At 54.9% G+C, this 21,979-nt stretch carries 26 protein-coding genes and 1 pseudogene; 1 reads left to right on the top strand and 26 read right to left on the bottom strand.

The genetic code is table 11. The annotated features are described in order from the left end of the window. Nucleotides 1-7: 7 nt before the first annotated feature. From WA302_RS18990 to WA302_RS18915, 16 genes and pseudogenes are all read right to left on the bottom strand, one after another. Nucleotides 8-1,015 carry a TIGR03756 family integrating conjugative element protein gene (locus WA302_RS18990; RefSeq protein ID WP_443018046.1) on the bottom strand — a complete coding sequence of 336 codons (1,008 nt, stop codon included), beginning with the start codon at nt 1,013-1,015 and terminating at the stop codon, nt 8-10. A 1-nt stretch (nt 1,016) separates the two neighbouring features. Beyond that, a complete protein-coding gene (locus tag WA302_RS18985; RefSeq protein WP_060558333.1) occupies nt 1,017-1,421 on the bottom strand; it encodes a TIGR03757 family integrating conjugative element protein in 405 nt (134 codons plus the stop codon). A 343-nt stretch (nt 1,422-1,764) separates the two neighbouring features. Beyond that, nucleotides 1,765-2,598 (bottom strand): TIR domain-containing protein, encoded by an 834-nt coding sequence (locus WA302_RS18980; RefSeq protein WP_089186731.1) that lies wholly within the window; start codon nt 2,596-2,598, stop codon nt 1,765-1,767. Between the two features lie 216 nt (nt 2,599-2,814). Further along, nucleotides 2,815-3,333 (bottom strand): RFX family transcription factor, encoded by a 519-nt coding sequence (locus WA302_RS18975; RefSeq protein ID WP_145957284.1) that lies wholly within the window; start codon nt 3,331-3,333, stop codon nt 2,815-2,817. A gap of 31 nt (nt 3,334-3,364) precedes the next feature. Then, the gene (locus tag WA302_RS18970; protein ID WP_336064670.1) at nt 3,365-4,570 is read right to left on the bottom strand and encodes an XRE family transcriptional regulator; all 1,206 of its coding nucleotides are present in this window, start codon (nt 4,568-4,570) and stop codon (nt 3,365-3,367) included. A gap of 5 nt (nt 4,571-4,575) precedes the next feature. Then, on the bottom strand, nt 4,576-5,205 hold the full coding sequence (locus WA302_RS18965; protein WP_145957285.1) for a hypothetical protein: 630 nt from the start codon (nt 5,203-5,205) through the stop codon (nt 4,576-4,578). A 374-nt stretch (nt 5,206-5,579) separates the two neighbouring features. Beyond that, nucleotides 5,580-5,975: an acetyltransferase gene (locus tag WA302_RS18960; protein WP_336064669.1), complete on the bottom strand. Its 396-nt coding sequence runs from the start codon at nt 5,973-5,975 to the stop codon at nt 5,580-5,582. Next, nucleotides 5,972-8,827, bottom strand: a complete 2,856-nt coding sequence (locus WA302_RS18955) for a conjugative transfer ATPase (protein ID WP_336064668.1) — start codon at nt 8,825-8,827, stop codon at nt 5,972-5,974. Before WA302_RS18955 ends, WA302_RS18960 begins: the two co-directional genes overlap by 4 nt. Next, nucleotides 8,827-9,252, bottom strand: coding sequence for a TIGR03751 family conjugal transfer lipoprotein (locus WA302_RS18950; protein WP_336064667.1), 426 nt, complete (start codon nt 9,250-9,252; stop codon nt 8,827-8,829). The genes WA302_RS18955 and WA302_RS18950 overlap by 1 nt, the downstream gene beginning before the upstream one ends. A gap of 149 nt (nt 9,253-9,401) precedes the next feature. Further along, nucleotides 9,402-10,894, bottom strand: a pseudogene (locus WA302_RS18945) (TIGR03752 family integrating conjugative element protein). Then, nucleotides 10,887-11,795: a TIGR03749 family integrating conjugative element protein gene (locus tag WA302_RS18940; protein WP_336064666.1), complete on the bottom strand. Its 909-nt coding sequence runs from the start codon at nt 11,793-11,795 to the stop codon at nt 10,887-10,889. The pseudogene WA302_RS18945 and the gene WA302_RS18940 overlap by 8 nt, the downstream one beginning before the upstream one ends. Further along, nucleotides 11,792-12,463, bottom strand: coding sequence for a PFL_4703 family integrating conjugative element protein (locus WA302_RS18935; RefSeq protein ID WP_336064665.1), 672 nt, complete (start codon nt 12,461-12,463; stop codon nt 11,792-11,794). The genes WA302_RS18940 and WA302_RS18935 overlap by 4 nt, the downstream gene beginning before the upstream one ends. Beyond that, nucleotides 12,460-12,825 carry a TIGR03750 family conjugal transfer protein gene (locus WA302_RS18930; protein WP_086580534.1) on the bottom strand — a complete coding sequence of 122 codons (366 nt, stop codon included), beginning with the start codon at nt 12,823-12,825 and terminating at the stop codon, nt 12,460-12,462. The genes WA302_RS18935 and WA302_RS18930 overlap by 4 nt, the downstream gene beginning before the upstream one ends. Before the next feature lie 11 nt (nt 12,826-12,836). Further along, the gene (locus WA302_RS18925) at nt 12,837-13,202 is read right to left on the bottom strand and encodes a TIGR03745 family integrating conjugative element membrane protein (protein WP_049209667.1); all 366 of its coding nucleotides are present in this window, start codon (nt 13,200-13,202) and stop codon (nt 12,837-12,839) included. A gap of 62 nt (nt 13,203-13,264) precedes the next feature. Beyond that, nucleotides 13,265-13,507 (bottom strand): TIGR03758 family integrating conjugative element protein, encoded by a 243-nt coding sequence (locus WA302_RS18920; RefSeq protein WP_043143717.1) that lies wholly within the window; start codon nt 13,505-13,507, stop codon nt 13,265-13,267. After that, a complete protein-coding gene (locus tag WA302_RS18915; RefSeq protein WP_089186723.1) occupies nt 13,507-13,836 on the bottom strand; it encodes an integrative conjugative element protein, RAQPRD family in 330 nt (109 codons plus the stop codon). Before WA302_RS18915 ends, WA302_RS18920 begins: the two co-directional genes overlap by 1 nt. Before the next feature lie 176 nt (nt 13,837-14,012). Between WA302_RS18915 and WA302_RS18910 the strand changes: the two genes are divergently transcribed. Then, entirely contained in the window at nt 14,013-14,642 is a 630-nt protein-coding gene (locus tag WA302_RS18910) for a hypothetical protein (protein ID WP_336064664.1), read from the top strand. Between the two features lie 96 nt (nt 14,643-14,738). Here the strand turns inward: WA302_RS18910 and WA302_RS18905 are convergent, their stop codons facing one another. Genes WA302_RS18905 through pilL2 form a run of 10 tightly spaced genes read right to left on the bottom strand, consistent with a single transcriptional unit; the run spans nt 14,739 to nt 21,920 of the window. Continuing rightward, the gene (locus WA302_RS18905) at nt 14,739-15,497 is read right to left on the bottom strand and encodes a TIGR03747 family integrating conjugative element membrane protein (RefSeq protein WP_089186722.1); all 759 of its coding nucleotides are present in this window, start codon (nt 15,495-15,497) and stop codon (nt 14,739-14,741) included. Beyond that, nucleotides 15,478-17,592 carry a type IV conjugative transfer system coupling protein TraD gene (gene traD, locus WA302_RS18900; RefSeq protein ID WP_089186721.1) on the bottom strand — a complete coding sequence of 705 codons (2,115 nt, stop codon included), beginning with the start codon at nt 17,590-17,592 and terminating at the stop codon, nt 15,478-15,480. Before traD ends, WA302_RS18905 begins: the two co-directional genes overlap by 20 nt. Beyond that, nucleotides 17,585-18,211 (bottom strand): restriction endonuclease, encoded by a 627-nt coding sequence (locus tag WA302_RS18895; RefSeq protein ID WP_089186720.1) that lies wholly within the window; start codon nt 18,209-18,211, stop codon nt 17,585-17,587. Before WA302_RS18895 ends, traD begins: the two co-directional genes overlap by 8 nt. Further along, nucleotides 18,208-18,732, bottom strand: a complete 525-nt coding sequence (locus WA302_RS18890) for an integrating conjugative element protein (RefSeq protein ID WP_089186719.1) — start codon at nt 18,730-18,732, stop codon at nt 18,208-18,210. The genes WA302_RS18895 and WA302_RS18890 overlap by 4 nt, the downstream gene beginning before the upstream one ends. Nucleotides 18,733-18,734: 2 nt before the next feature. Next, nucleotides 18,735-18,962 (bottom strand): hypothetical protein, encoded by a 228-nt coding sequence (locus tag WA302_RS18885; protein ID WP_089186718.1) that lies wholly within the window; start codon nt 18,960-18,962, stop codon nt 18,735-18,737. Further along, entirely contained in the window at nt 18,959-19,141 is a 183-nt protein-coding gene (locus WA302_RS18880; RefSeq protein WP_126027005.1) for a hypothetical protein, read from the bottom strand. The genes WA302_RS18885 and WA302_RS18880 overlap by 4 nt, the downstream gene beginning before the upstream one ends. Before the next feature lie 2 nt (nt 19,142-19,143). Continuing rightward, nucleotides 19,144-19,836, bottom strand: a complete 693-nt coding sequence (locus WA302_RS18875; protein ID WP_089186716.1) for a transglycosylase SLT domain-containing protein — start codon at nt 19,834-19,836, stop codon at nt 19,144-19,146. Then, nucleotides 19,815-20,525 (bottom strand): TIGR03759 family integrating conjugative element protein, encoded by a 711-nt coding sequence (locus WA302_RS18870; protein WP_089186715.1) that lies wholly within the window; start codon nt 20,523-20,525, stop codon nt 19,815-19,817. The genes WA302_RS18875 and WA302_RS18870 overlap by 22 nt, the downstream gene beginning before the upstream one ends. A gap of 10 nt (nt 20,526-20,535) precedes the next feature. Then, complete coding sequence (locus WA302_RS18865) at nt 20,536-21,279, bottom strand: hypothetical protein (protein ID WP_197804672.1); 744 nt, start codon at nt 21,277-21,279, stop codon at nt 20,536-20,538. Then, the gene (gene pilL2 / locus WA302_RS18860; RefSeq protein WP_089186713.1) at nt 21,276-21,920 is read right to left on the bottom strand and encodes a PFGI-1 class ICE element type IV pilus protein PilL2; all 645 of its coding nucleotides are present in this window, start codon (nt 21,918-21,920) and stop codon (nt 21,276-21,278) included. Before pilL2 ends, WA302_RS18865 begins: the two co-directional genes overlap by 4 nt. Nucleotides 21,921-21,979 lie beyond the last annotated feature (59 nt).

The raw sequence follows: 21,979 nt of genomic DNA, 5'->3' as shown, positions 1-21,979 counted from the left end.
TTATGCCTCAAAAATCCGTGCTGTAGAGGAAACGCTGCCCGCGGCGCTGGCAGCAGCTGTAGGGTTGCCACAGGGCAAAGGCAGCGTTCGCATCCGCAGCCGGCGGATGATCGCCATCCGGGAACACGGCGCAGGACTGGCTGAGCTGCGGCGCCAGGCGCTGCCATTTGTGGTTGCTGGTTCCGGTATTTTCCTGAACGGCCCCTGGTGGCCAGTAACCTTCCGAGCGCTGACCCATCAGGGGCTGGTAGACGTGCGGCTGACCAGAGCGAGTGATGATGTCCGCCACCCGCTGTGCCACCAGAGCCCCCGCCTTGTCGTCATCGACCTGAGTCACAAATCCCGAACGGGGGTAGACGTTGCCCCACATATTCGCGGCCGCCTGACTGCCGACCTCACGCTGACCAGGCACCAACGCTTCGGGATAAAGGGATTCCGGCATGCCAGTACGCCATGCCAGGCTGTCCAGCGTGCTGAGGAAATACGGCACGAAGGGGGTCGCCGCACTGCGGCACGAATAGCCGGCAATGCTGCCGCCAATCAGGGTCGTCGCCGGATGGCCAATGGCGTCAGCGTATTTGAAATGCAGGTTGGTTTTGCGCTGCCCGGGGGTTTTCAGCTCATTGTTGCCACCGCTGGCTGCAACGCCGCCCAGTGCGCTGGTGATACTGCTCTCGAGTCCGCCGGCGGCCTGACTGACCATCGACATCTCACGCCACGGATTGCCTCCCGGGGTGTTATACGCCGACACCACCGCCTCCGGGATGAAATGGCTAACTTTGACCGAAGTTCGGACAGTGCAGCCGCCCCAACTGCAGAACAACCAGTAGCAAATGCCGCTGACGCGCCAGCTGATGCAGGACTGCGACACCGCACTGACAACAATCTGTGCGCTGTTGAGCGCGGCATTCGCCGCCGGCACGCCGGCCGCAGACAGCATCATGGCCACACCGAGGGATTTAAGGGTCAGCCGGGGTTGTCCGGAAGACGCCAACTGCAAGGGAAATCGTTGCATGTCACTGGCCCTCCAGTGACTTCGCGCGCAACGCGGTGGCCCGGGCGATATCAGCGGTGCCATACACCACATCCCGATCGTCAAACACGACAGCGGGGACTTTTTTGACGCCCAGTTCCCAGGCGCGCACCACCGCACGGTAAACCGTGGCCAGCTCCTGTTCATGCGCCTGCCATTGTGGTGACTGCAGTACGGCTTGCGCCTGCCGCTGCGCTTCATCCGGGTTCGACGACAGTGCGCCGAAGAGCTGCGTCTGCAACTGCTCCGGACCGTCAAGATAAATCACGGTCACGGAAGCATCATTATTCGTCGGGGGATGGTGGGAATCGGTATACAGTACCGTGCCGGCAAGCACCGATGCCGGCATCAGCAGAGGAAACAACGTCAGCAACGTGCTGATTTTCATGGCGTGCACTCCTGCGTGGATAGAATCCACACAGGGTGCTATGGAGCGCTCAGAAAGACAGCAAAGAAGTCTTTATTGGATTGTGATAATTTTAACCGCTGATACTTTAGTCAGGCCTCTGTCGGTTAAGTGCGGGGAGCAGACATTGAATTAACCGAAAAATATCAGCACAGTTAAACCTGAGGTTTGATCAATCTATCTGCTTTGCTTTAGTTTGGTCGGCTAAAATGACGTATTATGCATCATAGTGAATAAGAAGCAGATGAACAAACAACGCTGCCCAATCAACCAGTGTACTGATCTCAAGTAGCCATTCTGCTGCTCCGAGAAATTAGGTATTAGCCTAAATTACTTTATTCATATCGACGGAGTACCCAGCATTACGTAGCTCTTTTGCAACTGAAAGATGCCATGCATTATGGCTATCTAAAGGTATATAAACCACCCCACTAATATCATTTGGAATTTCTACATCTCCCTTAACCAATGCACAAACATTGTGACGCCCTAGCTTGCCGATTAAATAACCATGTTCAAATACAACATTTTGTCTTGCTCGTGATTTCTGTATATTCTCACCAACAAGGCCACCAGTGTCACAGGGCGTGTACAAAACGATGGCAAATCCTACATTTGTGTGCGCTTCGATTTTTTCAATGACTGTTTTTCCAGAACTTGCCTGTTCATGAAGAATAATTGCGGAAAAACCAAGCCTCTCGATAAATCGTGCAGTCTCCGTTTTTGCAAGATCATCTCTGCCGTGAACAATAAAAACCTTTGTTAAATCCAGTGTAGGGAGATTATTTTTCGTCACACTCTTAGTTGGCAAAGAAGATTTAGCTTTGTCAAAAATCATCGTAGTAATATCTTTGGTGTGCTCATCATAACTAACAATATCTTTAGGTGATATAAACATGATTATGCCCGCTGGCATATTATCATTTTCGTATTTTGACAGCTCCTTTGTTGTCTTTTGCGTTTCTTTAATTGTAATTCGCTTAATTTCAGCAACCTTGAGAAAGTAACCATCAAACTGGAAATCTTCTTTCCTAAGAAATGGATAGACAATTCGCTCCTCAATTTCCGTCAAATCAGTTTTATCCAGTTCAAAGTACTGTTTGTTCCCATCAGCTTTTCCAACCTTTTCCGATGTTTCGATTAGTACTTGATAATACATTTTTAATTCCTTTTAGTGGATGTTACGTAAGTTGTGGTGAATCGTTATAAATATAATCTATAAGCTAGCTTTCGTGGATTACAGACCTCCATTAACAAAAAAAAGAAGTTATACTTAAATTCAATAACAATCTAAAAAATTAAACAACCTTCTTCCTTTAATTGTATTTACACGCTCCTTTCGCAATGAGCCATAAAACATTACCATTAAATAACCTCAATATAAATCTCGTTTTAAATCTTTAAAATCAGAAAACCATCCTAGTTTTCCTAATTCGATATAGCAGTAATTGAAGGCATTCAAAACCTCATTGAGATTTGCATACTCGGTTATGAAATCAACAAAAGCATCTGTTATGTTATATTTCTTTTTATAAAAATAATATTTAGCAAGCGGATGTATTTTTTCGGAATAAATTGGTTTGGATACTCCTGAAAACTTAGGCTCTAACCATTTTTCAAACTGATCCAGTGTAAGGTCATAGATTTTTTTATCCACTTCAACCCAATAGTGATGATATTTATCATCACCTCTTGTTGTACCTCGAACAATTTTAACCTCTGCATCTGGAAAAACTTGTTTGAGACACACCCCCAAAAATATAGACGCACTCTGGCAACAGTCTTTGGGAAATTGATAAAAAAAAGGGAACGATAGATCATTCAACATATCATTCTCCTTTTCAAAAATAGTCCTTATATCAATAGCTAAGCTAAGGCAATTGAAATTCTTCATATTCTATCTTCCTTGATTGGATAAAACCATTCTATTTTTTCCGGCTGATAAATTCGACTACACTGCTTTCATTTGACCAAGATTGTTCTCGTGCCTTCTGGATCTGATTTTTTAAAGTTGCCAAATGCACAACTGAGGCTTGCCCTTTAAGATAGTTAACTGGCAAACCCAGTAGCATTTCGAGATCCGTGGCTGACAACCCAAAGAAACCAGTAATACCATCCAAGGTAAACAACCCTGAAGAGAGCAATAGGTCGATTGTGCGTTTAAGTAATCGAGGCAATTCAGGTTGTCGGTAGTCATCCCCCGGTTCAGATTTTGCACCCCAGCGAGCAGAGCGACGCTTAAAGAGATTTAATTTATCTTCATCAGATATTAAATTCAGAGCATGTAAACGCATGATAATTGCTGCGACGGAAACGCCATAACGCTGTTTTAATAATAACAGACTATCAAGCGTCACAGGCAATCTGATCTGTTCAGCTAGTGGCTCTGCTGGTAGCAGCAAGGCTCCTGCGAATTTATGAGCCTGACTCTCTTTGAGTTTATAACGTTCAGAGTCAAGTTCATTGCCCACATGCTTATGTAGGATAAGATGCCCAATCTCATGAGCAAGATCGAAGCGGCTCCTGAAAGCATTATCTTTATCAGAAGAAAGCAGAACAAATGGCCTTTCAAGCTCAGAGCTCCATGCTGATAGCCCTTCGATTTGCGCAATACCAGTTTCTTCCCGGATTAAGATTATACCATTACTTTCAGCAGCTAATGCCAAATCAGGGATCTCGTTCTTTCCTAAACCCCATATAGCTCGACATTCAAGCGCAGCATCTTCAATATCAGAATCACTTATCTCATCAATATTGGAGAAAAAGCGAATCGGTAAACAAATATCAGGTAAATCTACATATTCTTCTAACCTGACCACCAGTTCATTAGCCCATTCTATTCGAGCCCCCAGCATAGCTCGCGCGGCCGCATGTGCGCTCGCATTACTGCGAAAAAGTGGTTTGGACATTTTTGCAGGAAGTGGACGGGTGAACCATTCAGGAGCAACATTAACTACACTAGCTAGCCTCTGAAGTGCATCTGCCTCAGGAGCTTGCTGTGCCGAACGCCATTTACTGACAGTTGCAGGGGATACCCCAACCATCGTAGCTAGTTGAGTTTGAGAGAGTCTCCTCGCTGCGAGTACCTGCACTAACCTGTCTGGCTGGAACTCTGCAATACCTCTACTCATTCAATTTATTCCTCTGTTCCATCTTTTTTAACTTTATTGCTTTTAAGTTTTGGTAACGCCTTGTCGCTTTGCGAGGTGACCTGATCATACCTACTCAAAAACAGGGCTATATCCTCACGGAAAAGCCAAGATCGCATGTTATGACTTGGAACAACCAGTTCTACTGAAAGAGGAGCTTCTGGTTGCTCGGAGAAACTACCCGAAAAGCGAGCCAGAAAAAACACGGTAGCTGTAGGGATATCATCAGGGTCACCAAAAAGGCTCGGCTGTATAAGTGATTCGATGAAACGATTATGCTCAGCCAGTCTTTGTCTGGTTTTTGCTCGCGTTAAATTGTTCCATGACACGTTATTGTCATTGATGCGTCCGATATTGAAAATCCCGCTTTTCCCAGTAACTAAATTGTTACCCTTCAATGCGCTAGGAGTACAACCGTTCGCTAGTAGGGACTTATGAAACTCTTCGTTCATACACCAATGGCGCATGTTCCCGAGGATAGATGCTCGATGACCTGTAGCATCATGCTTGGCACGAATAAAAGCTCGTTCTGCTCCTGCATAGAGTGACTCATTGATCCCCATAACCAAATCCTTGGTTAAGTTTTTTACTAAGGTACTTGGGATATCTTGATGCATCTTGCCGCCCTCTCATGTTTCGTTAGCGAGGATTTTACACCCGTTTTTTTTCGCGTGCGAGGATTTTAATGAAAATTATCGTTTTCAATTGCAGGGAAACTTCAACTCATATTGATACTCCGTTAGTGGAAGTATTGTTTCTGACAGCCATTTATGAAGCCAGCGCTATAGCAACCGATTGATACCAAAGACAATATATTGGAGTGAATTAGCGTCCGCTTTTAGCACATAGTGGACATCCATATGCTGACGTACATCAGAATCCAAACCCCACAACTCTTTCTAGCAGGACGTTAACACCGACTTATCATATTTTCCTCATCCCCCGCATAAAAAACCGGGCAACAGGCCAGCGCAGAATAATAAAATTTCACCTAATTAACCCAGCATCGTTCGCTCAAATGAAGCAACAGATACACTACATCGGCCGCGTCCGGCACCGTGACATACCAGCGCGGGTGATCATACTCCTCCTTCTGGGGCCACAACGTACTGCCGGTCACCGTGATCAGCACATCGATGCAACGCCCAAGGCGCCCCTCGAGATGCAGTGCCACACTGGTACGACTCCCGATACGATGCGGGTGGGCGGTAAGTTGGATCGGTCCCAACAGCCTATCGCGGATAGCCGCACAGAACGTATCAAGCGCCAGCGCATCCGTTTCGCTTAAGGTGACCACGCCCTGCGGAGGAAGGGTGAATAACGACGGCTCACGGCAGACTTGGCCATGCGGTCGAACAACCGGTTCCGGATATTTCAGCGTCATCATGCTACCGCTGCCTCCCCGTTCGCCGCCAGACCGCGCAGTCGGTCAAGCTTTTGCGCTACCCTGCGCGCCGCATCGAGCTCGCTGCAGCCAAATTCCTGCATCAGCGCGCGGCGTTCGGCCTTCTCTTCTTTCTCCGTCATCCCCAGCGCCAGGTACAGGCTCGGCGGTACAGCACGGAACAGCGCCTCGAGTTTTTTCGACAGCACCACACCTTCGGTATAGCAGCCGGACAGCTTGCTGGCCGACAGTAACACCGCCTTTTGTTCCTCGGTCAGCGCCTTGAAGCGGGCAATGTCGTTGACCTCCTCCGGCGGCATGGTCAGACAAACCCACCACTCCGCCATGTTCAGCATCTTCTCGGCAATATCCGGGAAGTCTTTCAGGTTCTGCGTGGCCAGCCACAGCCAGGCGCCGAGCTTACGCCACATCTTGACGATTTTGGTCATGTACGGCGCCAGCAGCGGGTTCACCGTCACGATGTGCGCCTCATCCACCGCGAACACAATATCCCGCTCCGAGTACTGGTCTCGTTCGGCAATGTTGTTGATGGTGTTGGTCAGGCTCACCATCGTCAGCGCCATCTGTGCCTCATAGCCCTCACGTGCCAGATGCCCCAGGTCAATCAGGGTCACATCCGCCTCTGGCCACAGGCTGCCCTCACGGTTAAACAGCTCCGCTTCAAAGCTGCCGGCCTGGGTAAACATCCCGAGCGACTCCGCCATTTCGGCCGCTTTGGCCCGGCGCTGGACGTTACGGATATCACTCCCTTCGTCTTTGGATATGGCGTACAGTGCCTTCTGCAGGTCTGCCGGCAACATCTGCCGTCCTTCGTCATAGGTCTGCCGCGCTGCTATCAGCAACGCCTCACGGATCATCGCGCGGTCGGCGCGTTTCAGTTCATGTTCTTCCTTCGCATCGCCGCCGGTGATCATCATGCGCGCCGAGATTTCCATTTCTCCCAGGTAATCGCGCTTATCTTCATCCTCGTCGTCATCGGCATCGATGTCCGGCAGTTCATTTTCATCCAGGGCCAGCGAGGTTAACGCATCGTCGACGAGTTTATGCGCGTAGGAGAACGGCGGCAGCGAGACGCCACTGCCCGGTTTGATACTCACCTTGTTGACACTGAGCCCCAGGCTTTCGAAATAATCGGCCAGCAGCCCGAACGAGTTCCCTGCTTCGGCAATAAACAGCCGCGGCCGGTGTATTGCCATCAGCTGCGACAGGGTCGCGCACAACGTGGCCGATTTCCCCGCGCCGGTCGGACCAAAATACAGCATGTGCGCATTCTGACTCCGGTCGTGCTTGTTGAGCGGGTCAAACGTCAGCGTATCCCCACCGCGGTTGAAAAAACTCATGCCGGGGTGACCGGTCCCGGTTTCGCGGCCAGTCACCGGTAAGAGCCCCGCGAGATGTTGCACCCAGGTCAGCCGGGTATACCAGTGTTTCTTGTCCGTCTCCGGGTTAAAACACATCGGCAATGCGCGAAGGTAGGTGTTGAGCGGCGCCACATCAAACTCCGGGCGAACCGGCTGCAGGCCGGCGCCGAGCAGCACGTTGGTGAGATCGACACGCTTGTGATTGAGCGCGGTCAGATCGCCGGCACGCAGCAGGAAGGTGATACCGGCACGGTACAACTTGTGACGATTACCCAGGTATTCCTTGACCTGCGCCACGTCCTGACGCACGCGCCCGGATTCGGTATTCTCACCGACGGCATTCTTAGCAAGTCGGTTAAAATCGTTTTCCAGCGTGTCCTGCGGTTGCACCACGATGGTCATACATACCATCGTCCCTTCCGGGAACAGATCCATCAGCGCATTGATTTTCTTCTCGCCGCGTTTCATTTCACCGGTGATCGTGCCCGGCTCCGGCGGACGGCGCAGTTTCTCGACCGGGATCGCGCAATGCGCCTGGTTATCGAACCACCATACACCGTGGTCAGGATCGGATACGGGCGGGGTGAACAGCAGGGTTTCGGCAAAATCATTCTGCACCGGCATCGCACCTTCCGGCGTGTCACGGCTGTCAAAATAGGCGGCATCGCGGTACAGCGTCTCTTTATCCACCCACTCCGGGCTGGGGTTAAAATGACGCAGCAACCAGTCATGGACCTGCGCACCGTTCTGGCGCACGCAGGCAACGCCGGCACCGGCCAGGGCACCGGTCACGCGCTCACAGGTCTGATTGAGCATGGCAATCGGTGGCATCGGATCATGATTGCTCTTACCCACCCAGCGATAGACCACCATGCGGGTCCGTCGCTGCTGCCCATGCCACGGCTGGTCTGTTATCAGCGTATCTTTGAACAGGCCTTCCGGACGGGCAATCCCGCGCAGATGGCGCTCGGTCTCTTTCAGCCAGTCTTCAGTAAACGCACTGCCCTGCGCGTGGGGTTTGACATACCGTCGCAACCTGTCGATATACGCCTCGACATTGTTCTCATCCTGGCAGAAGAACTGCACGATCCAGGGGTTTTCATCATGTTCGTCAAACGAGTCCTGCAGGGCATCCTCCACCGTGTCACGCATCTGCTCCAGGCGATCGTCCGTCCGCCCTTCGGTCGCCACCGGCGTGATGTCAAACACAGCGCCGACAGATACGCCGTCATCGAGCAGGATACACTGCTCACGGTCGAGAAACTCCGCCCAGGGCAGGTAATCAACGATGGACGGATTGGCGTGATACACCTGTTGCTCATCCTTTACCGTCATCTTGCCCTGGCGCCGTAATGGCTCACGGCCGTCGACAGACAGCGGCACACCATCCTCGGTCACGTTCAGTGCGCCCTGGGCAGCAGCAGCCGGCTTTTTTCGCATCAGGCGCTTTTTATCAAACAGGGAAAACCGCATCAGTAAGCCTCCGTCCGTTCACCCGGCATCGCATACTGCACCTGGCTGTAGAAGGGAAACACGGTGCTGTAGCCCGGCACCGGCGCGTTGCCATCCGCCAGGTGCGGGAACACGTACATCACCAGGTCGGGATTCGGCAGGCGCGGGAACTGCTGGCTGATTTCGCTTTCCTGCGTGCGGCTGTAGCTGCGATCGCTCGCGGCTGTTGCCTGGCTTTCGCTCTCGGTGAGCGGCCGGCGCAGGCTGTCGCGCGCCGCCACCGCATTGCGCACCGTGCCACCACCATCCTCACCTTGCCATAATTCCAGCATCGAGCTGTCGCCTGGCGGCAGCATTTCTTCTTTCGACGTCGAACAGCCGGCCAACGCCATGGCGCTGACAATGACAGCGGTCGCCAGGCCCCGGTTAAACAGATTTTTCCGCATGATTATCATTCCCTTACAAGCAAACACAGCAGGAGCAGCACACCTAACCAAAACGCGCTGCAGGACAGCAAGACCAGCGCCCAACTCTGTGGGCGACTCATCTTTTCACATTGACGCCACAGCATGCTTCTCCTCCTCTGAATGACGTGTTAATCCAGTCCGCCGGTGCTACCGTCTTCGCCAGGCAGGCTGAAGTCGTAACGCACCTTGCGCCCTTTGGTCTCAAAGTCGATCGCCAGCTGGCGGGTAATGTGCACGGCCAGTTTCTGGCCCGGGGGAACGTACACGGCGTCGAACATCATGCCGTAGCGCTCACGCACCCAATCGGCGGTCTCTTTCATCCCGCCTGACAGCGCCTTGCCCAGCACGGCCTGGCCGGCATTACCGGTCATGGTCGAGGTGATGCCATTCACATTGTTTTGCGTGGTGTATTGCCCCTGGCTGATCCCTTCCCCGGCGGCGCTGGCGGCTGACAAGGCGGCGATAGTCGGCAGGTAGGTCGAGGCATTGGACTTACGCTCTCCACCGATGCACGGGATGCCGTTGTCATCAGAGATCCAGCCAATGCCGGCGGTGGTGCTGACGTCTTTGCCATTGTTACCGCTATTGTTGTTGCTATTGGCCTTCATATTGGTGTCAGGATGCGGCAAGGTGCGTACCGTCCCGTCCGCAAACACGAAGGTGATGCTGTTGACCTGGCCACGCACGACAACGTCCAGTCGCCACTGGCCGTCCCGGAGACAATCGCCCCTTCCACGTCCGGCAGCTCGATGCCGTTCGCCGTCAGGTTGTCTTTGCCAATCATCAGCTTAAATGGGTAGGGGTCGGTCACCGTGCCGTTAATCGGCACGCGGCCCAGCAGCGCCGTCATGGACCTACTGCCCACCAGGGTGGAGTTCTCGGGCAGGGTAAACACCGGCTCGGCGCTCTCCTCCGCCCCTTTTTCATTGGTATGCCCTTTCACCTGCTGCTCATAGGCCGCTTTCTGGCGCGTGATAGCGTTGTCCGACAAGAACGACGTCGGAAACTGCGGGCCGTCTTTGGCGCTGTTCGGATTACGTGGGTCGGGTTCTTTCATGTCCTTCGGTCCGACCCACATCAACCCGTCCTGGCCTGCCGCCGCACTGCCCTCGCCCGCGCCCATGCCATCCAGCCCCAGACCGAGCGGGATATCACTGTCGTTCTTCGCCTTGTCTTTATTTCCGGCCAACTGCTCGGTCAGCGTTTGGACTTTCCCCATCAGCGTCTGCTGCTCCTGCTGGAGCTGCTGCTGGCGCTGTTCGGCCTGCTTCTGGAAGCCGGCCACGGCCTCATTGACCTGGCCGGACACATTGGTATTACGCTTGCGCAGCGCTTCGTTTTCTTTCAACACCTTGTCGATGTTGCTTTGCAACTCGGCCTGCTGGGTTCGCGTAGTACGCAGGGTGCCCACCAGGGTACGCAGCGTGTCCTCCGGGGTATCCCCCTCCACGCCCAGCGCCCGCAGCTCTTCCGGCGACATGCTGGCCAGCACGTTATGCGCCTGCTGAGTCTCCTCCTGCGTTTTACCACCGCTGCAGGCTTTGAGTCCGACGACAATGGATGCAGCCAGCACGCCGAACACAATCACTTTCGGCAGCATGTTGGATTTCACATCAGCCATGACCAGTCCCCTTCTTCACCGCTTTTACGGCTTTGCGAACCACTGATGGCTCCGCGACAAACGCCCCGTCCAGGCGACCGGACGTGACCAGATACAGCGTTGTGGTGTCTTCCGGGGTCCCCACCGGGCCGAGATAGCGGTGCTGGAACGTCGCCGTCACAAACTGCCCCTGCAGTACCCGGGGATCGAGCGTGATTTTGCGGCTGGCCGTGTTCTGCACTTTCAGCGCCACCACGTTGCGGCTGCCAATGCCCCAGCCGCCCAGCGGCGTGATGGCCACCGGCTCTGACGGGTACAGAGTGGTGATACGTTTCGGCAGGTGCGGGTTGACCGGATGAATGCCTGGCACCGCTTCAACCGTGCGCACCGGGCCGTACAGACTTTGTGCTGCGTAACGCGTCAGGACGACCGGCAGCGGCGCGTTGTATTTGACTTTTTTACGCTTCGCCTGGGTGCCGTTATCCGCCCCGGGCGCCGCGTTGTTTCCCCCTGAAGCAGCAGGCGTGTCATTACTGCTGCTGACTGCGGTCACGTCACCGCTGTAAACAATGCGCACCGGTTCGGCCGAGCCTTTGTCCGATGCCGTCACATCCAGGAGAATAATCTCCCCATTTTCGACGTCCTGCAGCTGCAGACGCGTTGGCGGGAAAGCCGCATCGGCTTTCAGGTAAACCGCACCGCCGCTGCTTTGTACCCGCAGCTTGCCGTTCAGCGCCGGCGGGAAACCGACGCGGACATTTTTATCGGCAAACAGCACCCGCTCCTTGCCGACGGCCAGCGGGATTTGCAACGGGATACGCTCCCATTTCATCAGCTCTTCCGCCTGGGTAACCGGCACGCTGAACGTCGCCGCCAGGGGAAGTACACTCAGGGAAAGCGCCAGAACACGTGCTTTCATCATTGGAAGACTCCTTTTTTCTCAGGCGCGGGTTCCGCCGGCGCCGCAGCAAGACGCTGTGGCATGCTGTCGTAACAATCCAGCGCCAGACCAAACTCATTACGCTCCGGATCCCCTTCTGCGCGCACCACTTTCAGCGGGTAACGTGTCAGTGCACGTTTCACCGGTTCGCCCGCAAAAGACTCATCCGCCACCAGGTCAAGACGCACTACCCAGTTATCACGGCCTTTGACCGTCACCGGGCTCTGGTTATAGCGGCCGTTGTAGCCGTGCTCAGGGATTTCGAACACCACGCGCGTTCTGCCGGCAAGCTCACCGCTTTCGCTACGCTTTTTGGCGTCCGCTTTCAGAAAGCGCTCACACGACGGCGTCAGGTACGGTGACAGGCCATTGATTTTACCCGGGTAATCCACCTCACCGTTCTTTGGCCAGGCATTGAGTTGCTGGAAGATATAAAAACCGAAGCTGTAAACCGTGGACGGTGGCACCTCCCACCAGGCACGGGTAGAACCACTGCGCAGGTCTGGCGGGTTATGGATAGTCAAATTATCTGGCGCCCGCATCCAGCCGATACTGGCCACCAGAAGGAAAACGACCAGCACACCGCAGGCAATACGTAACGTGAGAATGTGCTGATCGCGGTTTTTAACCGCATGTCTGAAACGGCTCATGTGGACCTCTTAACAACGCGGCTGCGACGCAACGACCAGCCCTGTTTGTCGATAATCAGGGTGGGATCCCCCCACCCCATGCGACGTTTACGCGCCTCGAGGCGCTGCCAGATATAATTCTCCGGTTTACCGCGCTTAAGGCGCGTCAGCCGACTGCCTCCAAACCAGATGACGAGAAGCGGCGTCACCAGCATGCCGGTGGGTATCACGACCCAACCGGCAAGAGGAAGAAACGGCAACGACACGAGCAGACCCAGTCCCACGCCGGCTAACGCCGCCAGTCCCATCTCCGGGGTCGTAAACCCCCGGAAAACAACGGGCTCGGCATTGAGGCGGTCAGGTAAAAATCGGATAGTCTGCATGGCGGGTAACCTTAGAACAGGATTTCGGCAGACTTGCCAACCAGCCAAATGACAGTGACCAGCAGCACCACACCAACCAGCACGATGGCGCCGAACTTGGCCCAGGTCGCCTTCTGATCACGGACCTCGGCAAAGGTATGGATCGCGGCGTTGGCGACAATCAGGAAGGCCACCGCAGCGGCGACCAGACCGATAATAACGATCCCGTCCTGGAAATAGCCTTTGATGGTATCCATCAGACCACCGCCACCGCCGGAGGACGGGGGCTCAACCGATGGCAGAGCCGCCTGCACCGGCTGGCTGGCGACATACGCCAGGGAAGTGGCTACTGCGGCACGCGCGCAGAGTTGACGGAAAAGACGAACTACAGCATTCATAAAACATTCCTTATTGGTGTGTGAAAATATCATCGTGAAATACGGTCCAGCGCCTTCACAGGTCAGCTGGCAAACATCCAGATTGAAACAACCAGCAACAGCACGGTTTTGATGACGAAGTGAACCAACGCCCCATTGCGTACTTTTTCGTTGCTCCAGCCCTGGTAAACATCAACCAAAGCCCAGGCCGCCCAGACAAACAGCACCGCGAGCAACCCGCCGATGCAAATCAGCGACAGGATATTAACTTCAACGCCGCCGCTGGCCGCCTTGAAGGCCTGTTCCTGCGCCGCATTCATGGCCATCAGGGGCGCTCCCGACGATAATTGCCAGCCACCGCGCTACCATCACGCGGTTGCGCGCGCGAAGGTTCCAGATAGCGGTCAATGCCGGCATTGATGGTCTTGAGATCGGCGGTAGCGCGGGCATAGTCGAAGAAGAAACGACCGCGCTCCGACGGATCAGCCTGAACGGCGGCGACACGCGCACGTTCAAGCGCTGCCTGTACCTGGATCAGCATGCGCTGGGCAGAAGCCAACTCATCTTTTTCAGCGGCAAAGGCAGGCAATGCAGTCAGCAAAGTCAGCCCCAGCAAACAGCTGGCGCCGAGACCACGAACAACGGGGATAGGCATACACAAGCACTCCTTGATGATTTAGGGTGCTCTCAGGGTGCGGCAGATGGGGCGGGAGGTCAGCGGATAACTCTTTATGGAATTTTGAAAATTTCCCAAATAGGGTAATACTCAACGACGTGTTACAAATCAAATTAGTTTTTTCAATTACCTAACACTCGAAAGGACATCGCAAAATGAGTGCAATTGATATATTCACCAAAATAATACTACCTACACTAACAATATTATTAGCCGCAATTGGGCATAAAGAAAAATGGGGTTTGAGAACAGACCACCTATTCGAAAGGTACTCAAAGTTAAGCAAATTTACATTCGAACTTGGTAACCAGCTAGGTGAGCAAAGACTGAAGGAAATTGCCGGAGAGTATGGCTACGCGGCAATAATAAGAGAGAAAGGGTTAACACGAGATGAAAGATACACCTTACTTAACATGCTCAATCCAGTTGAAGGCATCGAGGATTATCATACTTGCTCAAACTACCTAAAAATTAATGTAGTAGATAGGACCTTTATTTGGAAAAGACAACGCTATAACAACACACTTTATAAAAATATAGTATCAATAACAACATCAACGATCTATTTCATTGGTGCAGCAATGCTATTCAGCCCAATATTTTACCAACCTTTTAGAGATTCAATAATAGGTGACATCTTCAGAAAATTAACAACTAACGCGCAGATAGGAATAACCATCTACTTAACCTTATCAGGTTTATTCCTTGTCATTATTAGTCTAAACAAAATGTCAAGATTATATAAAGCAGGTGAGTTAATAAAAAAATCCTCTATCGTACACTAAGTTAGTTAAGAACTGCCGCGCCGCGAGCGGCTTGTCTGCTGACGGCAGCGCACAAAAGCCAGTTTTGTACGCCGCCGTCCAGCCTGGATTTCTGACCTACAAATATTTCTTAAACGACGCTGTCGTCACTGTCACCGCAATGCCGAGCAGGATAGCGGCCGGCAACAACAGCAGATTGGGGTATACCGCCGTTGGCCAGGACAGGTACAGCATGCAGGGGATATACACCGCCGGCTTCACCATCAGCTTGGCGTGGTGGTAGACAAAGCTTGACTCATAGCCGGCACCATAGCGCCGAATATCACGCCGCCCCAACCCCTCGGTCAGCGCAACCAGGACCACCAGGATAAACAGCGGGATGGACAGCACTAAAATGGTCACGCGTACCAGGGTGATCACGGTGACGTACACCGTTGCCATCAGGTACTCTTTAAGCGTGGCTGCCAGCCAACCGCTCCAGCTGTTCAACTCCCTGGCCACGGCATTCTGGCTGTGTACCTGCGTGTCATACGCCTGCTTAATCCAGTCCAAAAAGCCACTGTCCACGAAGGTCCATTGATACGCCATCATAATCCAGCGGGTGACGGTCACTGACGGTTCAGACAACAGCAGGCTGCGTGTAAACTCAGAGGACAGATACCCCAACTCGGTGTTCATCACCGCTTCACTGTGCGACGCGCCAAGCTCCGGCCAGATGAATGCCATCCCGACATATTCGATCACCAGGCTCACCAAAAGCGAAGCCAGGAACATACCGATCAGCATCCACGGCCAGCCCCACAGTACATTGTAAAACAGCCCATGCTTACGGGGTTGTGCGAGCTGCTGAGGCTGATTATTCACCGCTTGCGACATTCAGCCCCCCTTGGATGGCAACATCCGGCATTACCGTGCTGGCAGACCACCAGGACTCGCTGGTACGGTAGTTGCGCTGCATCTCCTCGGCAATCTTCTGCAGGTTGGCCGGCATCAACGCATCATCCCTGTCGCCGCTGGGCAGTGGCATCCGAATCTTCCACAGTTGACCACCTTCCAGCAGCGCGAACGCCTGCCCTTTCGGGAGGTTAATCACATCCGCCGGGGCAAGCAGAGGGGCTTTCACAGTACCGACGCGGTCCTGGGTATTGGAGGTAAAATCCTGTCCCTTCTCCACATCGGCCGTATCGGCATGCCCTGATACCAGGGTTTTGGTGTAGATATCCACTTCCGGCAACTGTGTGGTAAGCAACTGCGCAGTGCGGTTCTCACGCACACGCAGCATAATCAGGGTATTGAAGTTACCTGTCACCTGAGCCGCCTTCGCGGTACTGCCGATGCGCGCCTCGATATCCGACTCGGTTTGCGTGTAGGCCGTCACCTGCATACCGGCGCCGCCGCCTTTGTTGATAAGCGGGATAAATTCGTCCCCCATCAGCTCGTTGAACTCGTCACAATGCAGGTTGATCGGCAGTTTACCGTCTGCCCGGGTCGGCAACCCGCCGTGCATGCCGTGTTTATAAATATGACCGGCAACCGACACCAGGTCGGCAAACATGCTGTTGCCGACGGCAGAGGCGACCACCCCGTCCGACAGGGCATCCAACCCCACGTAGACAATACCGCGCTTGCGGATAACTTGTTCCCAGTCAAAAATGGGCCTCGGGTCGCTCATATCCATATAGTTCGGCGCCAGGAGCTCGGCGGTCTTGCCGGTGGTAAGTTTTTCCAGCAGCGGCAGCAGTGACGCCACAATTTTATCGAAGTAGGTACGGTCATATCTCACGGCACTACGCAGTCCATCGAGAATGGGATCATACAGCTGCTTGCCGGCCTCGGAACTCAGCGCCATTTCCACCGCCATGATTTTTATCGCGTTCGGCTGGCCCTGCATATTGCGCGGGACATCGTCCTCCGTCAGCACCTGCAGGCTGTTGTCGATTTGTTGCTGCAGCGCCGGCATACGCGCTTCAATCACTTTCTTTGCGTAGGTCTCATACAGCTCGCTGATGTTGTTCACGTAACGGGTGATCAACTGATAGTCCGGACGCTGACCCAGCGCGACCAGGGCACGCGCCACAATATTGACGAATCGCCAGGCAAACTCACGGAACGCAGCACTATTGCCCTCTCCGCTCAGTTGCCCGGAAATACGCCCGGCCACTTCGGACACACGCTCAAAGCGCCCGACGGCGTTATAGCGTGCCGAGATATCCGGCCAGCCCAGGTGGAAGATGAACAGCTCATCCCCACGGCCGGCACGGTGGGCTTCAGCCCAAACACGCCGCAGCAGGTCAGCATCCCCTTTCGGATCAAACACAATGGTGATATCACCGCGGCGAATATCCTGGGTGATCAGCAGTTCCGCCAGGCGGGTCTTACCGACACGGGTAGTGCCCAACACCAGGCTATGCCCTACGCGTTCACCCAGTGCCATTGAGACATCGAGCTCATCGGGTTCAATACCATGGATCGCCGGGTTCCCCCCGACCGGTGGCAGCGGCCGCACCGGATTGAGTGGAGAATCCTTGCGCAGCAGCTGGGACAACCACGGCAAGGTATATTCGGTTTTAAGCTCCAGTCGGCGCGCCATCTGGTACAACTGCGACGGTTGGACATATTTTTCCACTTCCGGCCGACGGGTATCCATCAGGCGCTGGGTGTGCTTTTGCTGCCAACGGAAACCCCGCCCTAGGAACAGCCGCTGCCGGCTCACCGGGATCTGTGCGCTGGTCATAACATAGCGCGGTAACCGACGCAGATTACGGCGATAACGGACCACCCGCAGGCCCTGCCGTGCTCGTACCGCGGACAGCACCGCAAACCCGCCGGCAGTAACATAACTCACCGACGGCGCCAGGGCGACCGACCAGGGAGCAGCAAAACAAATCGCTGCCGCAGCACCGGCAACGATCGCGGTATTCAATTCTACCGCCGGGCGCAGCAGCGCTTCCATCACATGGCGATTACTCATGACGACCTTCCTTATCATTCAGGTTGGTGACCGAATTCACGGTTAAAAAAAACATCCACTCTGTATTGCCGGCAAGTAACGCCAGCAGCTTTTGGCCACTAACCAGGTGGACGTGGGGATGGTTCTGCAGCAAAGCATGGCTCAGTTGGCCGGTACGGCCGGTATGAATGAAAAAACCGTCGCAATGGTGATGTCTCAGCAATGCACCAAAACTCTTGATATGAGACGGTGTGATTGCCCGGCCGTACCGTTTGGCCTGGATGAAATAGGTCTTGCCTTCAATAATGACCTGACCGTCCAGGCCGCCGTCGCCGCTGTAGGAGGTATTGCGGATAACCGCATACCCCTGACGCTCGAACGCCAGGAGCAGCAGCTCTTCAAAAACGTAGGGATTGATTTTGCGCAGATAGGCCAGACGCTGACCATTGCCGCCCAACTGGGGCAGTCGCTGCAGAACACGGGCAGCAGTCGCACGGTAACGCCGGTGGCGGCGTACGGAGGCCGACTCACGGCCACGCAGATTCAACCCGGCCATCACCGCAATAAACAGCCCTGTCAGCAGGACGGCCAGCACCGGATTCGCCATCAGCGCGATACCGACATGCTGCGGAGACATCATGGTGTAACCTGCTGGGACAAACCGGTATCAGTGATGAGAACCGGGTAATTCGACAGCTGCAGCCGGCGCGCCAACTCACTGCCGGAGGCTGGCGCCATCGGCACACCCGGCGCCAGCTCACGCAGCGCCTGCAGGGCAGGCAGGTTACTGACGTTAACGACGAGACCCACAGCATGCCGGGATTTGAGTTGTTCCGCATTCGCCTGCAGCCAGAGACGACTGGCATCGTCATCCCCCACAATAAACAACGAACCAATCCCCGGTAACTGCAGCGGTCTGTCAGCCACATCGCCGGGTGTCAGCTCTGGCGTTGCCACAGGCAACGCGGCCGCCTCGGCCTCAGCGGGCGATGCCGGCGCTGGCGGCACGACCGGAGACGATTGCGCTCCCTCCTGACGGTTGATACCTTCAAAATATGGCGAAGCATCTTCACCACCGATATCGGCGATCACGTTCAGGTTGGCCAGCGCAGTGGTGGTCACCAGACTCAGGCCAAACAGCAGGAAATTCAATTTTTTCATAATTATGTGTTCCTCAGCATGAATTCCAACTCTGCTACGCGCTGCTCGGCATTTTCCGCTCGTTCTTCCTGAGCCAGCGCCTCCGGCGTAAACCCCGATTGCAGCTGAGACTCCAACTCTCCGATGCGCTGATGCGATTTTTCCAGCGCTGCAAACACAGCGAGTACGTCAGCACTGACAACAACGGCGTTGCGTTCTGCCAGGTTTTTAATCATCTCAAGCGTTTTCATGCGTCCTCCTGCTCATGGCCATCGAGCAGCTCAAGCAAAGCGCCGATGACTTCAGGGTTAGCGGCATGCATCCATCCAACGGTGATTTTCCCGCCTTTCGACTGCTGCCATGTAGCCAGCGCCGCCGGCAATTGGTCTTTCAGTTCTTCCAGTTGCTTCGTCAAACTAACGTTCATCATGCTTACTGGCTCCGTGGTTCAACCCACGTCAGCGCCGCCGTTTGTGCCGGTAACGCCGTGGCCGTGGGGGTTGTACTGACCTTCCGATTCGGAGCGGAATCCCTGCCGTTCAGGCGTGCCAGCTTGCCACTCACGATGGATTTATACCGGGCTGCCGGTGCGCCGCCGGCGGGGTGGTGATAACACCCGGCGGCAACCAGCCAACTTCCGGGATTGCGGTCATAGCATTCCCGCAGGATGGCCGCTGCCGCGTTGAGATTGGTGTAAGGGTCAAACGCCTCCCAGCTCGACGTGAAGTGATGGCCGTTCCAGCCCAGATTGACCTGGGCAATCCCGACATCGATGCGCTTGCGAGGATGTGTTTTCAAAAAGCGCTGCAGTGCTTCCCAGGCCTGCAGGCGGCTGGCGTAACGATATCCTTTGCCGGCCACGTTAATGGTCCAGGGCCAGGGACGCTCAACATCCGGGGCCGGGCCAGCCCCGCGAGTCACAGAGATGATGCTTTTCGGCGCCATCGATGTCTCGGCCAGTGCCACCGAGTACAGGGACTCCGGCGGCACCCCGTGGCGCAGCGCCACCTCCCGATAACCGGAAGGAACCTGTTGGGTGGCGGCGTGAACGACGCCACCGCTCACAACGGTGAGGAGGGCAAACAGGGGCAATAGCCCCCGGGTCAGAATGCGGCGAGTGTCCATCCGTTTTCCCCTTGTTGCAGCACCACTGGCATCAGGCCGTTGCCGAATTTCATCCAGCGGCCACCGTCATGATTCAGCGTGATTTGACGTGCGCGTACCTTGTCGACGGGAATGTGATGCGCCCGGGCCCACTCGCGCAGCAGACTGTCATTACCCTTGCTGTCAACCAGGTAAATGTCGACCGGCCGGTTATCTGCCAGCACCGCCGCCAGGCGTGCATCGCACTGCCCGCAGTCCTTCGCTTTCACGAACAGCGCCAGTCGCCCGCCGGTGTCATGTGCGATACCGGCCGCATTCCCCATGTTCACCGGCAACACACCAAGGCGCTGCCAGGCCGCATCCACCTCACGCTGGAACTTGAGTTCTTTTTCTGTGCGGGCGAACTCCTGCTTTACCCACAGCTGCGCGTACTTTTTACGTTCGGCATCGCTCTGTGCCTCGATACCAAGGGCAGTTAACGGATCAAGCCCCGGAGACTGCGTCCCGCGAGGGCCATCCATCAACTGCTGATAACGCTGGTACTCTTCCCCACTGAGGCCCCACTGTCTGCCCTGCTGCGCCGTCTTGTTGGCCTGGCTCTGCTGAATCTCGCTCAGGGTAGACTGGCTGTTCTCAATAGTCGTCTGCTGCGCTGCCTGTGATAACGGGCTCAGCAGCATCAGGGCAATCACGCTGTATTTCAGTTTCATCATCTTCTCCTTACTGAGCGCTGACAGTCTGCAGGCGGCCGTTCACACGAAATGTCGCCTGCCCATAGCCGGCACTGACCAGGATCCAGCCGGCGACCGACTCCCCTTCCCCGATTAACCGCACCTGCGACAAATCACTGAACCCCAGCGGCGCCACAGCCGCAAAGGCCGATGTCCCGCGCTGCTCAACCCCGGTCAGCACGAATGGCGCTTTGCGCGCCACACGAGGTCCCGCATTACGCGGGGAGGATTTAATTGGCGTGGGCTTGTGCTTTGGGGTGATTTTGGCGGTCGCTGAAGGTGCAGCGGGGACGTCCGTTGAGGGGGCTACAGTCGGTACAAGCTTTTCAGTCGCTGACTTTTTCACGGACTCAATGCTGTCTTTCAGCGCATTTAACTCAACCTGTTGAGCCTGCAGTTGCTGCTCAAGTTTTTCCGGTAACCCATTGGTTAGCGTCAGCGCACCAATCTGCCGCGTGAGCGAGTCCTGACGTTCAGCCAGGCTTTTAAGCTGTTTAGCCTGCGCCTGCAGCTCATCGGCCATAGAGTTCATGCCATCCTGCGGTGCCAGTGCTTTCTGTGCCTGCTCAAGCAGGGCAATACGCTGGTCCACATGCCTGATAGCCCCTGAACCGACGAGACCAGCCACCAGGACAACAACGACGCCGGCCGTTGCCCCCCAGAAGGTTGGGCTTCGCAGCAACCCTTTTTTTGCCGGTGTCATCGGCACCATGTCTTCATTATGCTCAGTCATTTTTTCAGCCACCCGCCGGTTGTCGGTACCGCGTTAACGGGCTGAGGTGCAATGACCGTCGCAGCAGGATGCGCTGAAACCGGTGCTGAAACCGCCCTGGCCGGCGCCACCGTCACTGGCGGCAGCTGTGTCGCCGGCAACTGATACCCGTCACGCAGGCTGTGGCAGACAACACGTTGCACGTCGTCTACCTCGAGCTGCCACGCGGGGCCTGCCAGTACCTGCAGCGCGGTACGCAAACGCATCGGTCCCAGTTGGTACTGCACCGCCGGCAACGCCTGCCGGTACAGCACGCCGTTTGCAGGTCCGGTCGCGCACAAGGAATAGCCAGACTGGCGCAGCGCATAACGCAACGCGTCAGCCACCGTCGGTTTTACTGATGCCGGAATACGGATATCGATGATTTGCGAGAGCGGATCACGCTGAACGGCTGCCGGGTCGGTGCTGACCAGTAAATAACGGTCGTAGCGCACGACCTCAGGCACCTGCCCGTAAGCATCCGGGCTGACCGGTTGAACGTTGCGGGTGACGGTAACCGAAGGCGTGACAGGGGAAATATCGCGTTGCTGCAGTGGCTGCTGAGTAACGCACCCGGTCAGCATGAGTGCAGCCAGGGAAGAGAAGAGAATTGTTTTTTTCATCCGGAAGATTTCCTGTTCAGTGACAATTGGCAGGTGTCACTGTGCGGTTACCGTCCGGG

The organism is Serratia sp. 201 (genome assembly GCF_037027545.1).
Classification (GTDB): Bacteria; Pseudomonadota; Gammaproteobacteria; order Enterobacterales; family Enterobacteriaceae; genus Serratia; species Serratia bockelmannii.
Note: the sequence above shows the minus strand (reverse complement) of the source record. Positions and strands in the feature narration are given on the sequence as shown.